This window comes from Mobilisporobacter senegalensis (genome assembly GCF_003752155.1).
Lineage (GTDB): Bacteria > Bacillota > Clostridia > Lachnospirales > Lachnospiraceae > Mobilisporobacter > Mobilisporobacter senegalensis.
In genome coordinates this window covers 112,546-130,077 of record NZ_RJVG01000003.1, presented here as the reverse complement: position 1 = coordinate 130,077, position 17,532 = coordinate 112,546, and the positions used below count along the sequence as shown (strand labels likewise).

Below are 17,532 nucleotides of genomic sequence, written 5' to 3'. Positions count from 1 at the left end.
ATTTTTAGCAAACCAAGGTCTTCAAGAATATCTACTGGCAATGGTAACTGGTATTGTATACCTCCACCTGTCGACCCAAAGCCTGAAGCTATTTCACCTTTATATGCTATTAAATCATCATATGATTTTATTTTTTTATATGACATATAATCTTGTATATCTTGAACCAAATCTTTATCTTTACAGTTTGTTATATAACTCTTTAATTTACTTAAATCATCAGTTAATTCGTATTGTTTATATTTACTGAAATCTTCTACATAAGGTAATAAACGTTGATCATAACTATATGGTTTGCCGGTCCGGTATAACCACATGTATGACTTGGTTTGTGGTTTCTTACCTTCTTCCTTTAGAACCTGTATCGGAGTCTCATCACAATGAATGATATCTCTTATAAGCAGTTCCTTTCGAAGATGCTCCGTTACCGGAATGAGATAATCCTCAGAACAACGGATTACCCAGTTAGCCATGGTTGCCCTTGACAGAGAGATACCAAGCTGTTCCCAATCCTTTTCCTGACGGTAAAGAGGAATACTATTTACATACTTTTGGTACATTACATTTGCTACCGAACTGGGAGATGCCAGAGAATGATTCATTAAAGAGGTGGGGGTATTTGCCTTCTGAATATATGGATGATTAGTATGCTTACATTTGGGACATTCATAAGCCATTCTGACATAACGGACAATCTGAAGTTTTGCTGGAATGTATTCCAGCTCCTCACGTATCGTTTCCTTACCGACTGGTCTAAGTTCTGTTCCACACTGAAGATTTAAGCTATTCTTTTCGCTAGCAAAACGCACCTGGGCGTGCCGGTCTAATTGCACCTTTTTGCTCTATCTCAAGTCCCTCCATTAACCATCGAAATTCCTGCCACTATACCTTTTGAAATAAATTGGGGTACTTCTTTACAACAGTAGCAAAAAATGCCACCTCATCTTCCATGCTTATCCACATTCTTGTTCTCCTAGGCTCTAAAAAGTCACTAGCTAATGTCTGACTAAACTGTTGCATCCATATCGATAACATCGTTGTCTCATATGATGATAAATTAGATATGTAACTTTCAGCCTTTTCACTATTAAAGCTAATATAACTTGTTTTGGAATCAATAGTCCAATAATCATCAAACTTCAACATAGGACTATCAAACAAAAAATTCCACACATCTATTAATAGTTTTTTGCGAGTATAAGCTTTGTATTTGGTTGTTATATTTACTAATATTTTATTTAGCACTTCAATAATTGTATTGATTGTGTCCTCCAGATAACTTATATTAATAATTAATACAGTACCAACTTTATCGCTTCGTCTATTTTTCCCGGCAGATTTTATATATTTACTATTGACTTTCATGTTATTATGAGTCAATAGGTTGCGACTCGCCTTTTTCTCGATAAGATTATCTGCTGTGATTTTATCGATATTTTCAACCCCAAGTAATTCACAAAAGATTTTTAAATATTCATCCAAACTTTTATATGCTGCATTTATGACATATTTCTCAGCTACATGTTCAATCACGGTATTGCTAAGAGTACTATCCCAAAGAAAAAACAGTAATATAAATGATCACTATTTTCTGAAATTCCTTTAAACATGAATAATTAAATATAGTAATTATTGCAAAGAAATAAACAAAAATAAAATTATTATCAAATAGTTGTGCCATAATCATATAACCTTCCTAAAGAATATTTAAATTATTATACTATCTATAAAGATATATCATAGTTAATAAAATCTAGAGTTTTGCCAACATTTACTCTCCTATAATTTAACACAATCATCATTTAGATTTTATATTATTATACCATATTATGTAATAATAATTGAATAAAATGTTGAAAAAAAGATTGGTCTAGATTATTTAAAGTCAAAATTTCTATGATATCTTATACTTAAGAAAAATAAAATATTAATAAAATCGTTAGTTGACATTAATATTATTATTAAAAGATAATTTTCCGAAATATGGTTAAGATAATTATGAACTAGTAGTTTCCGATAATATTCTATTTTTATATTTTAATAGTAGGTGTTATTTTTGATTTCTCATTCATGTTAATTAGCCTATATTCTATCATTAAATTTCGTAGCTCTTTCATTTTATTATAATCTGAATATAAAATATCCTTTATTATTCCTTCTTTAAAACCAAAATAAAGACCATAAATCATTGCAAAAAGTACAATAATAATGACAAATACTTTTGTGGCTTCATCTATGCTTTTAGTATATTTAAATATTGTAGTTACATAACTTAACCAAAGTGGACCAAAGATTCCAGCAAATATTCCACTTTTAATATATAAACTTGGCTTTAACTCTGCTAAGTTTTGATCTATCAAAGGAATTAAATAATCTATTTGTTCTATATTTAGAACATCAATATATTTTTGTCTTAGCCTTTTTTCAAAATCTAATTTAAATAATTTATTTACTTCATACTTATTTTTACAGTCATATTGCTCTTTAACTATTCTCTTTATTTCAATATTTAAAATAGGCATTATAAAAAAAATGGGAATGCAAAGAAATATTAATGGCCAAGACATTTCTAATATATAACTTAAAAATGTAAGAACTGTAAAACCTAATACAACAATAGCAAAAGAAATTATAACACTTCTTTTTTTAAAATACTTTAAATATTTATTTTTAAAGCTAAATGCGTTTTTATATTCAAATAATATTTTATTTATCATATGCTAAACCTTCTTTATCACTACTATTTATATCTTAAATATATACTCAAGATTGACTTCTTCTAATCATCTCAGCTTGAAATTGAACCATCGAAAACAATTTATCAAAAGCCTCATCTTCATCTTTAGTAGATAACTTTATACGTTGTCTTCCTCGTTCATTATTAATGTATACCTTCCACACCTTTGAGTCATTATCAAAATAACACCCTAGTATATAATCACCATGACATAATTCATTAGTTTCTAATTGCCACATTTCTAATTTTCCATCATATTTTTTAATTTTCTCTAAAAAATCATTTCTTTTCATATATTATAAATCCTCCTACTCTTTTAAAATCCCTAACGCTTTTAATATCGTCCCACTAAAAGGCGTTGTAATTTGTTCTGCTCCACCTTCTAAATCTTTCCATTCTTCTGCTATTCCCTTTAACCCATAAGTAGCATCTATATCTCCTACAGCCTCTTGAGTATCCTCGATAAAATCGTTATAGGTATCAACCAAATCGTTAAATGTATTAGTATCAACTTTTTCTATATCTTCAGATACTAAGATACTATTTAATTTTGTCATATCATTTTCTTTAATAGCATCAATTTTATCAAAATATGTTGAATTATTAAATGTCCCACTATGGTATGCTTCATTATTTACTACATAAGGTATTGATTTTTCACTATGAGAATATGCTCCAGTTTCAGGAATTGGTGAAAAATTCTTGCCACCCATATATCCACTTCTATCCCAAGTATCTGGCAAACAGCTATCACGTGTAATTGATGAAATACTTTCTTTTTTAAATCCTAAATACTTTGGCCAATCATAAATAACAGCGCCATTTGAATCAAACCCTATTACATATTTAGAATCTATTGGGATATTTATATCTGTTTTATTAATGACATTGGTATATGCTTCTTGAATTGCTAATACTTTTTCATCTATTGAAAGACTCGAATTTTTTCCTATACTTTTAATATAATTGTCAAAATCATACCAAGACTTAAATGTAGTCTTTAAACCATTCCCAACTACCCTCGTCTTAGCACTAGCCTCTGCTATATCATCCCCTGAACCTGATAATATATTTGCATTTTTAGCTATATCCCCAGCTCCATCGGCCTTATTTAATACTTTTAATTTCCCAAGCCCTTTGCTTATAAGTATATCTGCCAGAACACTTCCTCCAACGAATCCCACCCCAAATGCTACTCCTTTTTCTTCGACGGTATCGGATCCCTCCTGAGCCATCCCTTCTACTATAAGCACAGGATCCTCTAGGATAGCTTTTACTGTAGTATCCACTTTAGTAACACAATCCGATGCCCATTTTGGTGTTACTCCAAAAGGATAGGTAGTCAAATATACAATATCAGCTGCAGTAAAAATTACTAACCCACCGATTAAGCTTAAAATTCCTGTTACTAGATCATCAACTGATGTTACTACTCCATCAACAAAATCATAGATTGCTTTTCCGGCTCCCTCTACAAAATCCCATAGCTTTTCGCTACGACTTGAATATTTATCATACAGTTCTTCTGCTTTACCTGCATAATAATCATCTGCATTTTCAAATTCGATGATCTTGTTTTTATAGATTCTTTCTAACTCCTCCAGTTCATCCTGGATATTTTCATAAGTCCTGCAGAACTTACTCCTGTAATCTTCCATTTCCTCATAATTATGCCTTAACTTTCTATTCTCTCTTTCTCTCTCGTCCTCATCAAGATAGAAAGCCGCTGATGTGGTTCCATATTGTCGATACTTAAGAAATTCCAGGTTATCACAGGTAGCCTTTACACTAGATACTGAGAATAGATTCCACCATATATCATTTCTGTCTACCCTCATCATGGCTGCTGGATTTACGGCTTTTATGTAATAACTAGTAGCGTCGATATATCCGCTGAATATATCATATAAATCTGTAACTTCCTCCATGCAAACATTCAGCTCATCATTTATTACGCTATTCTTTTCAATTAGTTCATTTATGGTTTTACCAGAATTCATCTGGATATAACCGTCAAACTTTTTCATGGAAGATTTAATCTCTTCTATTGCAGTTCTAAACAAATCCAAAGATTTACATATTAATTCTATATCATTATAGCAAATCTGTATGTCCCTTTTCAACTTTTTCTCTCTCCTTTTTCTATTTTTTCCCTCATTCTTAATCTGTAAGATAAATACTATCTAACTCATATATTAATTGATTGCAATAATTAATAATATTGTTGATGTGCTCTTCCATCTCATTTTTTACATCTGCATTTTCAAAATCCATCTGTCTGAAATTCTTATTCACACCTGCTATAGTTTTCTCTATAGATTTCCTGTATAAACTGATATATCTTTTTGATGTTCCGTATGTATATCCTGCCATATATGATTACTCCTCACTTTCACTTATTATATCTTGTATTTCACTAGCTACACCATGAAAGGTTTTTACAGTTGTTTTAACATAGTTCATATAAGCATCCAGTTTATTAATCATAGCTGGTGCTTTGGTATCTGTCATGTTTGAAAGTACTTTCTCTATCTTTGATATAAAATCCGAATTCATATCTTCAATATCTGTTATTATTTTCTTTAAATAAGTTTCACCGTATGGTCGAATCTGTTCCACTGCTCTTTAATAGTATCAGTTGTTCCTCCAGCTCTTCTATTTTTATGATTATAGTATCCACTGATGTATTTCCCACTTTTAGTTCCTCCTATCCCTAATAAATTCTTCGACTTTCTCCTTAGTTGCAAACCCACAGGAAATCATGTTATTCTCTACAATAAATTCCCTTTTCATCTGACTGACATAGGCTGTTTCCTGTACATCCTCAAATCCTCTATGAATTACATTTTCTATTAATCCTGGTGTAAAATATAGTACTTCACCCCGGCCTAGCATGCCTGTCGGGTAAACAACTCCTGCATAAGGGAAATAAACATCTGTTCCTTCTTTGCTTAAGAAGCGATGCGTGATTACCATTCTTATATTTTCTACCTTATTTTTTAATATCTCATTTGCAAAATATTCCCTTTTCAAATCAACAATACTTCCTAATGGTAAAATATCTTCCATGATTGTAATAAGAGATTCTATGAACCCCTTCATATTTGTTTTACTCAATTCAATCTGTTCAGTGTTAACTGTTAACAAACAGTTATTATCCTGTTTTTCAAATTTGGCACCATTTTTTTGATCCTGCAATACCATACTTCCTGCTTCAAGTCCTCCTAGAATTTCATACAGGAACTTTGAATGTTCCAGGTAGTACCCACCAAAATTAATTCCTGTACATTTAGTACTATCGGAAAGGTATCCTAAGCTGTTTACCTTATCTTTCCACATCATTATTTTCATATCATTCTTATTGATTTCTTCCATGTTTACTGTTGCCCCTCTTTCTCGAATTAATATCGTATGTAATATTTACACAACTATCTTGCACCTAATTAACCAATTAAAGTCAAGTATTTTTTAAAGCATAATATAAAATTTTATTTCGCCAATATTACAATTACAATATCATCCTTGATTTATGCATAAAAATAGCCAGTAGATTTTTGCGTCTACTGACTCATCAAACTTAGCTGAACTTAATCAACTTTTTATAGAATCGGGTTATATAGTATTCCTTCCATTTTATCTAGAATAATTATGCATTTATTCATTTATTCCTAAATCACAATGAAAGATGGGGTTTAAGGTTACGCATGTAAGTCCATCATGGATGATAAGAACGAAGTTGCTAAACTACAATTGAAATTGCCTGTCGAATTTCCTTTTTCCTATCCTTAGTAATATCCAATTCATCTGTTGTCCCATCATCCCAACTTCTGATAGTCCATGACCTATTGTACCAACTATATCCACCAGTACCGCAACTACAGAATTATTCCTTTATTAAATTGGACTAATGTTTTAAATTATGCAAAATAAACATAATGCGAAATTGGTTTACTCCGCAATTGTGGAAGGTTGGCGCTAAATAATGCCTAATGTTAGCAACAAATAAGGGTTTACGGCTCCGTCTGTTCTGTCATTTTACATAATAGGACTTTTAAAAAAAAGATATTATCTTTATATGCATTCTTTAAAAATGGGCTATCATCAAGACATTTTCGTAGACCTTTAATCCAGTTATTTCTATTAATTTCGTATAATAATAACCATTTTTCTCCATAACTTTTCTCATTTATCAATAATAATTTTAGGTTGTTCATTGCATCCTTAATAGCAACATCAGAACTAAGCGTGTTTTTAAATATATAATCAAGTACAATAATAGTTGCACATGGTTCAGCATGGTTAATGATGCTAATTAGATTTATTGTATCTACTTTCATTCTTAAGAACCCCATAACAGTCAGTAACCAGATAGTTTCTAATTCGTATTTATTCTTAATACAATGAATCAAAATGCTATTTACAGTTTCTTCAGTCTTTATATCATAAGAGAAATTATTATTAATAATAATTGCATAAATTTGCTCAGACAGATTAGGAAACGAGATCATAATATTAATTAAATGCGAGAAAATAACTTTATTCTCTTTACTTGGTATTCTTTTTTTCCCTAGTACGTTAAGACCATATTTTAATGCCCCTTTATTCCCTTCATTATGTAATTCTATTAATCTCTCTATATACCTTAAGTATCCTTCATTTTTAAAGTTATGTGCTTTTAATTCTTTCGTAAAATCTTGATTTAATTGATAAGGATATTTCTCTAACTTTGTTTTTTCAGTGTTAATATGCAATTTGTATTCGTAGAGTATGTTTTGAAACTGGGGTAAAAACTCGTATGCATCTACCTCATTTCTGAAATAAAAATTATAATCATCTACATACCTTTTGAAATGGTAATTTTTACTTCTCAATATTTCATCAATTGATGATAATATTACCTCAGACACTATTCTTGAAGCTAATGGTCCTGTAGGTATACCTTTTGTTTCATTATTATTTATTGATCTAACTTTCCTGTCTAGATTATCACATTTTATATATATTGGATTTCGATGGCTTGGACTCTTTTTAAGTTCAAGTTTCGATTGTTCTTTACCATATAAAGCCCAAGTTAAACTGTGAGTATATATATTTTCATAACATTTACTTAAATCAATTTTTAGCAAATATTCTTGGTGATATGTATGCATTTCTAGCCTACTGTCAAGATACTCTTCATTCTTCACCTGGTACAAAGAACAAAAAAATCATATCCATCCGACAGTTTCGGAAGTATCTTAAAACCAAGCTCATCTATTAGATAATAATATCGCCGAGGGAATTGGAAACACCCAAACAACCCAAGCGAATAGTCAGATGTCTTACTCTGAAAGAATCGGTACATTTGTTAATTAAATCTAGTTCAAGTTCTGTTCGCGATAATTGTATTATTACAATCTTTCAAAACTGTGCTTTGCGGTTACCATAACTAAATATAATATGAAGTAGTATTGAAATTCACAAATACATTAACTACTATGCTTATACTAATGGCAGTTGGGTGTGTCTCGCTGAATCCATTCACTAATAATATAGTTAACCAAATATTTCAGTTTACTCGCATCATACGATCCATCCGTAAGGTTACACCGTTTGAAAGCTCTCACATATTCATCCTTGCATTCTAGTTCACCTTGGTATTGCTTCTCGTTTTTATTGTAGGTTGTCCATCTGATACAAGGAGGTTTCTGTACACTATCAAAGTCAAGAAAACACTCAATGGCAACTGCTCTTCCGTTTATATCCTCCGTCGAGCTCCCCTGTGGGCCAATGGTACATACACTTGAGAACTCTGGATAATCGGGCAACTTTGTTATTACTAAAGAATCTGGCTTAGGAATGGATAGAGATTGGTGATATTTTTCAAGACCAGCAGTATCGTTATCAAATATCACAATAATATTGTTCTGAATACTGATTCGGCATAATCCCATACAAAAATTGTATAAATTTCCTGTTCCTGTAAAAGGATAATTCTCATTCATATCAACAAAGTCAAAAAAGTCGGATATATCTGGATATAGCTGATCTATCGATTTACGGAGAACAAAAGAATCGCTAGAACCCTCGGTTACAATTAGTATCCTTTTTTTAGAATCCAGTACTTGAACAACTTCATCCATTTGCACCCAACCATTTTCAACAACATCCGCAAAGCTCCATCGGACTTCTTGATCTGCATTGTTGGGGTTTTCAGCCAAGATTCGGAGTGTGATGTAGGGGTCAAGATTTTCCAAAAATTCAGACACTTCAAATTGGGGATTTCTATATTCAATGTCGCCATCACCCTCATACTCCACAAGAATTTTATCTTTAATCTGAGGAGCTTCTAAAACGCATCTTCTGGCATATTCTCCGAAATCATACCCGTTTTGTTCAAACTCAACCGAAAACTGAACAGTATCCATTTCCGAGACATCGATGACTCGCAAAACATCATAAAAGACATCGAATGAGAGTTTGATTTTGTATCCATATTTTTCATGTTGTCGTATAGTATCTTCAAACATCCCCCTAATAGATTCAATGTCATATCCAAGTAAATCTAGACGTTTTTTCACACTGGACAGTTTCCTTGCACACCCATTTTTCATCTCTACGAGTGGCTCATCAGTATCAAAATCGACATAGTAATACGGGATTGGTTTTATATCAGACAGCTTAAAAAGAGAGGAATGATCTGTAAAAGAGTTATTCTTTCCCCAATCAATTTCCATACGTCCAATGCCAAGTGTTATCATCGAACCCATTTATAACAACCTTCTTTCTAGTATCATTTTATATGTAATCATTGTATATTGTTTTACCGGTATTCTTATTGTAAATATGCGCTTGTCCTTCATATAAATATAATGGGAAGTTCTCATTATTATGTTAATGGGAAGTCACCTCCCCTAAAAACTGAAATTTGATGTTCTCTATACGCTGGAATACATAGAGCTACTCTTACAATCACTTAGCAAAAATTCAAACGAATGAGTCGATAGAATCACAGTTTTTCATCCATCTACAACCATCAAAATCACAAATAGGAAGTAAATACTCAATTATATTTTTCCTTATAATCTCAAGTTCTTGAATATCCTCTCCACCAATTTCTTCCTCAGAGTGGTCACCTAACCACGAGTACAACTTTAGCATGCTACAAGCAATGAAGTAATGTTACAAAGTATTGAACTACGTTTTTCCATTTTCTCATATTCAGCGTCAAAATCTTCATTCCAAGGATCTATCTGGTCATCACATAATGATTCATTACAATCGCAATAGATATCCCTGTTTCCTGGAGTATTAACTGCATCCATTGATACCTTTTCTGCATTTGTCTTCCAATTCTTAAGTATATCTACAGTATATTTATCTGAATCCTTGTCAATCAATACAGAACACGTTTGACAAAGCCATATGGCTTTGTCAATTGACGCACGTTCATTTGAACTATATTCGGATTATAGCGAGGCCCACCTTGTGCCTCTGCACTGATATGTGAAGCGACTTCAATATTTGTCAATTTCTGTGGATTGCTGTTTGCACCAATTATATTGTGGCGACATGTAGGGTTACTGCATCTAAAACCCGCACGTTTTGCAAGCAAATCCTTAATCTTCTGAGGAAAGTCGTCTCTATTACTTTGCATAATACAACCTTTCTATCTATAGCACAGCATTGAAAAATTTAAATTCTATCAAGATATCTTCAAATTCAAATTTTCTTTTATTCTCCATTCATATTACCTATGTATAGGATAATTCGTTGTAGTAACATCAAGAATAGAGTTTTTGTTTGCTTGACTCTACGATAAATATTGGAATCTAAATGTTTTCTGGCTTTTCGCCTTCTGCTCTTAAGCACATGGTTTGAAAATGAAGCTCTGAATCCCAGATAACTATTTTTCGTGCATCATCTTTTGTCATTCCCATATGTGTATACAGTATCATTATAATTAAAGCTTTAAGAACATTTACAGTGTCACACATTTGATTAAAGTTAAGCATACCATCATCATTAATTTTATAGTGCGAATAGTAATTCCGCGTAACAACAATTCTCTGATAATAATTAAATTCCACTTTCTCAAGACTTTTATCAGTCTTTTGAGACCTATCAAGTTCTGAAACCACATCAGCATTTTTCAAAATAATATTGAAATACTGGTCGTCTAAGAGTTTTAATCTTTGTGAAAGTGACATTCTTGATAAAAAACCAGACGTAATCCAAGATGCTACATCATTTGCGTGCTTTGAATTAAAAACCCAATCCACTTTTTGGAAAATGGGTTTAAATAAAGATCGTCCTTCATCGGTAAATATCATTTTCTTGATGTCTTTGTCAAGTGTACTGGCAACTGTCTCATCATCAGAAATTCTTAAATGATATCCCTCTAATATCCTTACGTATTGAACCAAAATATCCTGTACATATATATCTTTTCTCTTATTACCTTCAAAATACATTCTCCTAACCAGTTCAAATTTATCATTGTAATAAAATTTATACCAGCTTTCAAAATATAAATTGATATTTTCTTTAATATTTTTCAGACATGTACGTGGTTTGTCTATGATACCTATTGTACGCAAATTATATGAAAAATCTTCGTTTATATAAAGCCAACTCTTTAATTCTTGGTCTTTAATATCAAGACGTATATCTAAAGCGTCTGAAATATGCCCTATCATTAAAGAGAAAAACTGCATAATAGACCTAATATCATTGCGTAAAGCATAGACATCTACAGCTTCGTCATAAGATACTTTGATTCTTGGACGCTTGCTTATTGATACAGTAATTCTATCATCGACATTAGGGTCAAAAAGAGAATGATTTGTCTCGAAATAGATTTCAATTTTGGGATTGCGATCTTTTAGTACAATACTTGGTAACTTGTTTTCAACTGCTATCATTTCATTTTGCTCTGTCGCACCCCAGTCAACAGTTTTCAGAGCAAGCCAATCAATTAACTCTGGAATAACAAATGATGCTACTATAATACCATCAATAGACAATCCCTTTTTATATTCACAGTTTTGTTGTAAAACAAAAAAAGTTCTACAACTCGCTACATTATTTAAGGTTTTATACTTACCATATTCGGCAGCTCCATTTGTAAAAACCTTATACCTATGGTCGTTATCACTTCCTACATACGCACGAGGAAATACAACATCCGTTTCGCGACGATAGAACTCTATATGATTACCATCTATAATTAACTCAGCTACTGATGGAGTATCATCATTTTCATCTCTCCATAAACCAATATGCCGTTCCATTGAAATCCTCCTTATACAAATAATGTAAATTAAAATATCCCCTCATTGACTTTAGAGTTTTATTCTACAAACTTCTTATTTTTGCTATTATAAGTAGTTCAATATTTATACTCATGTTTTTTATAGTAAATATTATACCATATTATGTCATAAAAAATAAAAAATAATATTATTTTTAATCATAATACAAAAAAGAATAGAGATTAATCTCTATTCCATAAGAATAATTATACATTTAACTTATTATAAATTAATGCAATTTTCTTTAACCTTAAAGATTATTTGAAACCTAGATAAATAATAGGATTGATAAAAATATATTAGATGTTTTATAATTTTCTTAAATTTCATTAAGATATAACAATAATCAAGTGTTGCTTTTCTATCCATATTTTATCGCCATACTCCACGATTCCAGTGTATTATCTCTTAAATCTTCTACGGATACATTGTAAAGCATAATTACACATGATTGTCCTTATTATAAATATGTTTACACCATATATGTTTACTAAAATCTATCGTTCTAATTGGTTTATCATATATTGTCCTATATTCATGAACTCCATTAATGATTTCGATAGAGCCAAGTTCTGTATTACCAATCGATACCTTCCACGAGACATTGTCTAATTCTATTAGCCACACATCAATAATTTTTAATATTTTTAATATGTCTATTCCGTCATATGTTTTAAATGAAATGGTGAAACTATGTTCATCGATATCATCACCCATGCATATACCATCACGTATTACTTTAATTGTACAATCATTCATATACTTTTTATCCTCTCTAAGCAACCAATTACTGTCAGCAATCCCATTGGCATTTCTTTAAATCAACATGGCATTCATCTTTCAGAGGGATACCTTCATTGCGAAGCAATGCACTTTGTTCAATCCATCCTGGTGCCAGTCTGCCGGCGTGATTAACTACTCTATGACAGGGATATTCTCCATAATATTCTGCCATGCTGAGGACTTTTCCAACAAGTCTTGCGTTTTTATCTTTACCGATTAGCCTTGCAATTTGTCCGTATGTAGCTACACTACCCTTCGGAATTTCCTCTACAACAGAAAGAATTTCATAAATTAAATTTTCTTCTAAAACTCTCTTCATAGTACCTCTATATCTTCCTTATATGCTTTTTTCATACCATTCCAAAATATGTATATTTTAAAAAGTTCTTCTCATTTTCTGGATTCTAGGATCATTTTCTGTACATCTAGACAAAAGCACTACACTCTCCACCAATAAAACCCTCAGCATACTGAGGGTTTTAGCCTTAGCAGTTAATTCATTAAACATTTGCGTCTGTTGCAAAAGCCTCTGAACCCATTGGTGAAATTGTAACGAAAAGGCGTAAGACATCTTCACCGGTGTTTATAACCTGCAAGCTTTCCTGCCCATCAACCTGCATTAACTCGCCTACCTGCAACGAGGTTTCATTGCCATCCGTAACAACATTGGCATTACCCTCCATGACTTGCAGGAAAAGGGTTGATTCCAGATGTGTATGTCCCGGTAGTATTTCCCCTTTTGCAATGTTTAGAACAAAGGCAATTACATTATCGCTTTTAAAAAGCATCCTCTTGGCGATTTTTCCCTGAGGCTCATGAAAATAATCATTGAAAATAAACTTGTTCATAGATAAATCCTCCTTTAATTTAAAGTTAACTTTAATATACCCCAATTGGGGCATATAATAACTAATTTCAATTAAAATTTATCGGCATCTACTCATTACATATATTTCCAAATATCTGCCCCTCTATACCAATTATATCATTAATTGGAATCTCTTGTCTATTGGTCATGACAACAATTCTCTCATATTTGTCTATCTTTTTAACCGTACCCACAGTCGTAACATAAGCCCCGCCATTCTTCTTCTCATCCGGCTGAAAGTAAGTAATCACAATTTCTGGCTTCTCTATAATCCGTTCTCCAATAATCTGTAGCTTATTGCTTAGAACGTCTTTCATGGATTCATCCAATTCCACTCTCTCATCCGTCAGTCTTGCAGTTTCTTTGATAGCGGCATTATGGCCGGTCAATGCTGCGAATGGCGAAAACTGTGCCGCCCGGTCAGTAAGTGACATGTGGGGGTGTTTCTCAGAGATATGGCGTGGCAGATGAATAATATCGTCATATGTCTTTGTCATGCCTTATGCCCTCCAATCTGCTTGTTCCTATCTAATGTGGTAGCACCTTCTTCCAGATTCATACCTTTTAGAACAGCACTCTTTCCGTATTTCTTCTTAATCTCCAGCATTGCTTTCTGCATCTTCTTTTCACGTTCAAGCTCGGCTTCTTCTTCCTCTTTTCTCGCCTGCTCAGCTGCATAATCCGTAAAGAGGGTAAGCTGTTCAAAACTGTCTTTTTTCTGAACGGTGCTCTCATCCACAACATGATTCGCTGCAATATTGACCCTCCTGACCAGAAGATTTTTATCAACGATGCGCTCAAACAATTCTGTGATGGCATCCATAATTAACTTTGTGGACGATGTCTGCCTGTTAAGATTGGCAGTACCATGTGCAGATTTTGGCACAGAACGCCCATAGTGGTCTGTTGTAATTGTACCATGATAGGATTTCTTTATCTCGGGATTTGTTAGGTTTTCAATGTCATACCCCACTGTTAGTACAATCTGGTCGGTCACAAGCCTTTTATCCACCAAATCAAGTACCAGCAGATCAGTCATTTCCCGCACAATCAGTTTCGCTTTGTTATAAGGATAGGCGTATTGCAGCACCTGGCCTGAACCAATGCTGTTCGTGCTTGGCTTATATGCCTTTATAATGTCCATCGTACATGGTTCCCAGCCCCATGCATGGTCTATTAACAGCTCCGCATTAATACCAAACAGCTTATACAGTAAATCCTCATTGTAATAATCGTTGCTCTTACCAAGAGAACATCTTGCAATATCGCCCATAGTAAAAAGACCATGTTCCTGCAGTTTCTTTGCATATCCTCTTCCAACACGCCAAAAATCTGTCAGAGGCTGGTGTGGCCATAGCAGACGGCGGTAGCTCATTTCGTCTAATTCTGCAATCTGTACTCCATTTTCATCCACTGGAATATGCTTTGCCTGAATGTCCATAGCGACCTTACTAAGATACAGATTTGTGCCGATTCCCCCCGATGCTGTGATACCGGTTGTTTTAAAGACATCCAGAATCAATTTTGTAGCCAGTTCACGGGCAGAGAGATTGTAGGTTGCCAGATAATCGGTAGCATCAATGAATACCTCGTCAATGGAATAGACGTGGATATCCTCAGGTGCGATATATTTTAAGTAGATATTGTAAATTCGGGTGCTGTACTGGATATAATGTGCCATTCTCGGTGGTGCTATAATGTAGTCCAGGGAAAGGCTTGGTGTGGATTTCAATTCCGTATCACAGAAAGAAGTTCCAGAAAAGGCTCGTCCTGGTGCTTTTTGCAGTCTTGATGCATTTACCTCCTTAACCTTCTGTACAACCTCAAACAGCCTCGCTCTTCCGGGAATACCGTATGATTTCAGTGTGGGAGAGACAGCGAGGCAAATGGTTTTTTCAGTACGGCTTGCATCAGCAACCACAAGGTTAGTGGTCATCGGGTCAAGTTCTCGCTCCATGCATTCGACCGCAGCGTAAAATGATTTTAAGTCAATTGCAAAATAAATTCTGTTTTTCATGTTCACTCTCCTGTCACCTCCTTCATAAGTTCTCCACTTAAGATTATATACCTGTCATAGTATGCACTATGCACAACTTCCATATCCGTGTGTTTTTATAAAAAGCTGTATTCATTATAACATGCCCCCTCTTCTTTTTCGATGCCCACTTCAAAGATTCATAAACCCAAATATCCCATTGCTGTCACTATCGAATAAATTTACCAGCATCAATCACATATATAATGCTATCTATGGCAAAACAAAAGGGCATGAGTTTATCCCATACCCTGATATACTAGCGTGATTCGCTCTTCATTGAAGCGGCCCTTTACTGTATTATTTGTAAGTAATCTATTTCATGAATAAACTTATCAGTTTCACTCTATTAATATCGAATAGGAATATCAGATTGATTAATATCTATCCTATTTTCATATCCATAATCAGTCAAAAATCTGTTAAGCCCTTGCTCTGCAAGTTTTTTGTCTAACATAGGCGAAAGCGTCACTGACTTAAATGATGCCTTCTCAATATTTAAGGTGCAATGAGGAACAATAATACCTCCTTTTACATCATAACCTACGCTGAGCACTGAGTGGTCTCTTTTTGCATACTCTATAGGTAGTTTTATGATAAAGCGAAATTCTTTTTCACCCTCAAAAGCCTGATCCTTAAAAAACAGTCGTGCACCTTCTAAAAAATCTAAAATTTCTCCCTTTGCGTTATCATATATATTATCTCCCCATTGTATTTTATCAATACCTTCCAGTTCATCTCGCAAAGAATGGTCAATGTTTAAAATACCTTCTTTTATGTACCTGATTTGTTCTGATTCATTGTATAGCACATTGCCATAGAGCAGCTCAATATTTTCGTTTTTTAGAGCAGAAAAACTCTTAAGTATACTATTGACAGCAATACCCAAATTATATCCTTGGTAATTACCACCTTTTACATAATAGTTCCACATATTTAAGTCATCTCTCTGTTGAGATGTGCAAAAGATATAGTAGCGCTGCTTAATATAACGAAACTTCAACTTAGGGTCAATATCTGAACGAGGAACTATTACTAATAACTCTGTTTCGTAATTATCATTAAACATGCTGCGAATCATTTCAGGAATTGAATTATCAAACAGGTCTTCTTGAATTTCCTCCAGTGCACGCATCAACGGCTTGTGGATATGTATATATTCCGATTTATCATTTAGAAATTGGCAGTCAGTGAAACGGATGCTATGTGAACCCAAAATAGCCTTTACGCCTGTGGGGGAGGTATAGTGATAGGTAACGGTACTTCGGCCTTTATTTAAACTATCTTTTTCTGGATAAAACGAACGTATCTGTGGTTTTGCCATAAATTACACCCTCTTCAATAATAATATTTTTTGTAAATAATCTAACCTGTTGTTTTTCCCAAATTGGATTTTTAAACTTTTCTCAATGCGTCTCTACATATTTATAAATTTAATTATTTCATGCTACATTAATTTCTCACAAAGATATTCCGGTGATGTTTTCACCTTCCATTATCTCCTTGAGTCTTTCTGACACAAATCTTATGCTGAATTAAGCAAATCTTTCTTCCTTTAAAAAACAACACTTTCCAAAAACAGTCTTTTCCTGCTTAAAATTTTACCATATTTTCTCTGCATTTACTACAAAATTCCAGTATCTGGTCTCACGTTTCCTGTACTTTGGCATTCCGTATTCTGTTTTATTTTTCAGCATTCCTTAGGTGATATTGATTAATCATCTGGAAATTACTATCAGTGCCTGTGGCTTGGTCTTTCCTCTTGCTAACTGCTTTTGGTATTTCACTTTTTACAGTATCGTGTGTTATCAGAAAG

General features: G+C 33.1%; 17 protein-coding genes and 1 pseudogene. All 18 read right to left on the bottom strand.

Translation table 11 applies throughout. From position 1 onward, the window contains the following. Nucleotides 1-296: 296 nt before the first annotated feature. Nucleotides 297-773, bottom strand: a pseudogene (locus EDD66_RS19050) (transposase); the annotation flags it as partial. 109 nt (nt 774-882) lie between these two features. Then, on the bottom strand, nt 883-1,482 hold the full coding sequence (locus tag EDD66_RS05975; RefSeq protein WP_170164264.1) for a hypothetical protein: 600 nt from the start codon (nt 1,480-1,482) through the stop codon (nt 883-885). Between the two features lie 548 nt (nt 1,483-2,030). Continuing rightward, a complete protein-coding gene (locus EDD66_RS05970; protein WP_123608657.1) occupies nt 2,031-2,717 on the bottom strand; it encodes a hypothetical protein in 687 nt (228 codons plus the stop codon). A gap of 46 nt (nt 2,718-2,763) precedes the next feature. Further along, a complete protein-coding gene (locus EDD66_RS05965; protein ID WP_123608656.1) occupies nt 2,764-3,030 on the bottom strand; it encodes a hypothetical protein in 267 nt (88 codons plus the stop codon). Between the two features lie 15 nt (nt 3,031-3,045). Beyond that, on the bottom strand, nt 3,046-4,860 hold the full coding sequence (locus tag EDD66_RS05960) for a hypothetical protein (protein WP_123608655.1): 1,815 nt from the start codon (nt 4,858-4,860) through the stop codon (nt 3,046-3,048). Nucleotides 4,861-4,897: 37 nt separating this feature from the next. Next, the gene (locus EDD66_RS05955) at nt 4,898-5,110 is read right to left on the bottom strand and encodes a hypothetical protein (protein WP_123608654.1); all 213 of its coding nucleotides are present in this window, start codon (nt 5,108-5,110) and stop codon (nt 4,898-4,900) included. Between the two features lie 6 nt (nt 5,111-5,116). After that, a complete protein-coding gene (locus EDD66_RS05950; RefSeq protein WP_123608653.1) occupies nt 5,117-5,356 on the bottom strand; it encodes a hypothetical protein in 240 nt (79 codons plus the stop codon). A gap of 78 nt (nt 5,357-5,434) precedes the next feature. Then, the gene (locus tag EDD66_RS05945; protein ID WP_123608652.1) at nt 5,435-6,112 is read right to left on the bottom strand and encodes a DUF4176 domain-containing protein; all 678 of its coding nucleotides are present in this window, start codon (nt 6,110-6,112) and stop codon (nt 5,435-5,437) included. A gap of 635 nt (nt 6,113-6,747) precedes the next feature. Further along, nucleotides 6,748-7,887, bottom strand: coding sequence for an RNA-directed DNA polymerase (locus tag EDD66_RS05940; RefSeq protein WP_123608651.1), 1,140 nt, complete (start codon nt 7,885-7,887; stop codon nt 6,748-6,750). A 336-nt stretch (nt 7,888-8,223) separates the two neighbouring features. Continuing rightward, complete coding sequence (locus tag EDD66_RS05935) at nt 8,224-9,486, bottom strand: HEPN/Toprim-associated domain-containing protein (protein WP_123608650.1); 1,263 nt, start codon at nt 9,484-9,486, stop codon at nt 8,224-8,226. 384 nt (nt 9,487-9,870) lie between these two features. Beyond that, entirely contained in the window at nt 9,871-10,116 is a 246-nt protein-coding gene (locus tag EDD66_RS05930) for a hypothetical protein (RefSeq protein ID WP_123608649.1), read from the bottom strand. A 432-nt stretch (nt 10,117-10,548) separates the two neighbouring features. Beyond that, entirely contained in the window at nt 10,549-12,009 is a 1,461-nt protein-coding gene (locus EDD66_RS05920; RefSeq protein WP_123608647.1) for a HEPN domain-containing protein, read from the bottom strand. A 462-nt stretch (nt 12,010-12,471) separates the two neighbouring features. Continuing rightward, nucleotides 12,472-12,789, bottom strand: coding sequence for a hypothetical protein (locus tag EDD66_RS05915; protein WP_123608646.1), 318 nt, complete (start codon nt 12,787-12,789; stop codon nt 12,472-12,474). 34 nt (nt 12,790-12,823) lie between these two features. After that, entirely contained in the window at nt 12,824-13,132 is a 309-nt protein-coding gene (locus EDD66_RS05910) for an MGMT family protein (RefSeq protein ID WP_123608645.1), read from the bottom strand. A gap of 181 nt (nt 13,133-13,313) precedes the next feature. Beyond that, entirely contained in the window at nt 13,314-13,661 is a 348-nt protein-coding gene (locus EDD66_RS05905; protein WP_123608644.1) for a cupin domain-containing protein, read from the bottom strand. A gap of 88 nt (nt 13,662-13,749) precedes the next feature. Next, a complete protein-coding gene (locus EDD66_RS05900) occupies nt 13,750-14,178 on the bottom strand; it encodes a hypothetical protein (protein WP_123608643.1) in 429 nt (142 codons plus the stop codon). Continuing rightward, complete coding sequence (locus tag EDD66_RS05895) at nt 14,175-15,698, bottom strand: Y-family DNA polymerase (RefSeq protein WP_123608642.1); 1,524 nt, start codon at nt 15,696-15,698, stop codon at nt 14,175-14,177. The genes EDD66_RS05900 and EDD66_RS05895 overlap by 4 nt, the downstream gene beginning before the upstream one ends. 367 nt (nt 15,699-16,065) lie before the next feature. Next, nucleotides 16,066-17,040, bottom strand: coding sequence for a DUF2971 domain-containing protein (locus EDD66_RS05890; protein ID WP_123608641.1), 975 nt, complete (start codon nt 17,038-17,040; stop codon nt 16,066-16,068). Between the last annotated feature and the right edge of the window lie 492 nt (nt 17,041-17,532).

What these genes read in the sequence shown, in the direction of transcription:
- EDD66_RS05895 (WP_123608642.1), bottom strand. Translation starts at nt 15,698, where the DNA reads ATGAAAAACAGAATTTATTTTGCAATTGACTTAAAATCATTTTACGCT.
- EDD66_RS05920 (WP_123608647.1), bottom strand. Translation starts at nt 12,009, where the DNA reads ATGGAACGGCATATTGGTTTATGGAGAGATGAAAATGATGATACTCCA.
- EDD66_RS05955 (WP_123608654.1), bottom strand. Translation starts at nt 5,110, where the DNA reads ATGGCAGGATATACATACGGAACATCAAAAAGATATATCAGTTTATAC.
- EDD66_RS05905 (WP_123608644.1), bottom strand. Translation starts at nt 13,661, where the DNA reads ATGAACAAGTTTATTTTCAATGATTATTTTCATGAGCCTCAGGGAAAA.
- EDD66_RS05890 (WP_123608641.1), bottom strand. Translation starts at nt 17,040, where the DNA reads ATGGCAAAACCACAGATACGTTCGTTTTATCCAGAAAAAGATAGTTTA.
- EDD66_RS05900 (WP_123608643.1), bottom strand. Translation starts at nt 14,178, where the DNA reads ATGACAAAGACATATGACGATATTATTCATCTGCCACGCCATATCTCT.
- EDD66_RS05915 (WP_123608646.1), bottom strand. Translation starts at nt 12,789, where the DNA reads ATGAATGATTGTACAATTAAAGTAATACGTGATGGTATATGCATGGGT.
- EDD66_RS05935 (WP_123608650.1), bottom strand. Translation starts at nt 9,486, where the DNA reads ATGGGTTCGATGATAACACTTGGCATTGGACGTATGGAAATTGATTGG.
- EDD66_RS05910 (WP_123608645.1), bottom strand. Translation starts at nt 13,132, where the DNA reads ATGAAGAGAGTTTTAGAAGAAAATTTAATTTATGAAATTCTTTCTGTT.
- EDD66_RS05945 (WP_123608652.1), bottom strand. Translation starts at nt 6,112, where the DNA reads ATGGAAGAAATCAATAAGAATGATATGAAAATAATGATGTGGAAAGAT.
- EDD66_RS05965 (WP_123608656.1), bottom strand. Translation starts at nt 3,030, where the DNA reads ATGAAAAGAAATGATTTTTTAGAGAAAATTAAAAAATATGATGGAAAA.
- EDD66_RS05940 (WP_123608651.1), bottom strand. Translation starts at nt 7,887, where the DNA reads ATGCATACATATCACCAAGAATATTTGCTAAAAATTGATTTAAGTAAA.
- EDD66_RS05970 (WP_123608657.1), bottom strand. Translation starts at nt 2,717, where the DNA reads ATGATAAATAAAATATTATTTGAATATAAAAACGCATTTAGCTTTAAA.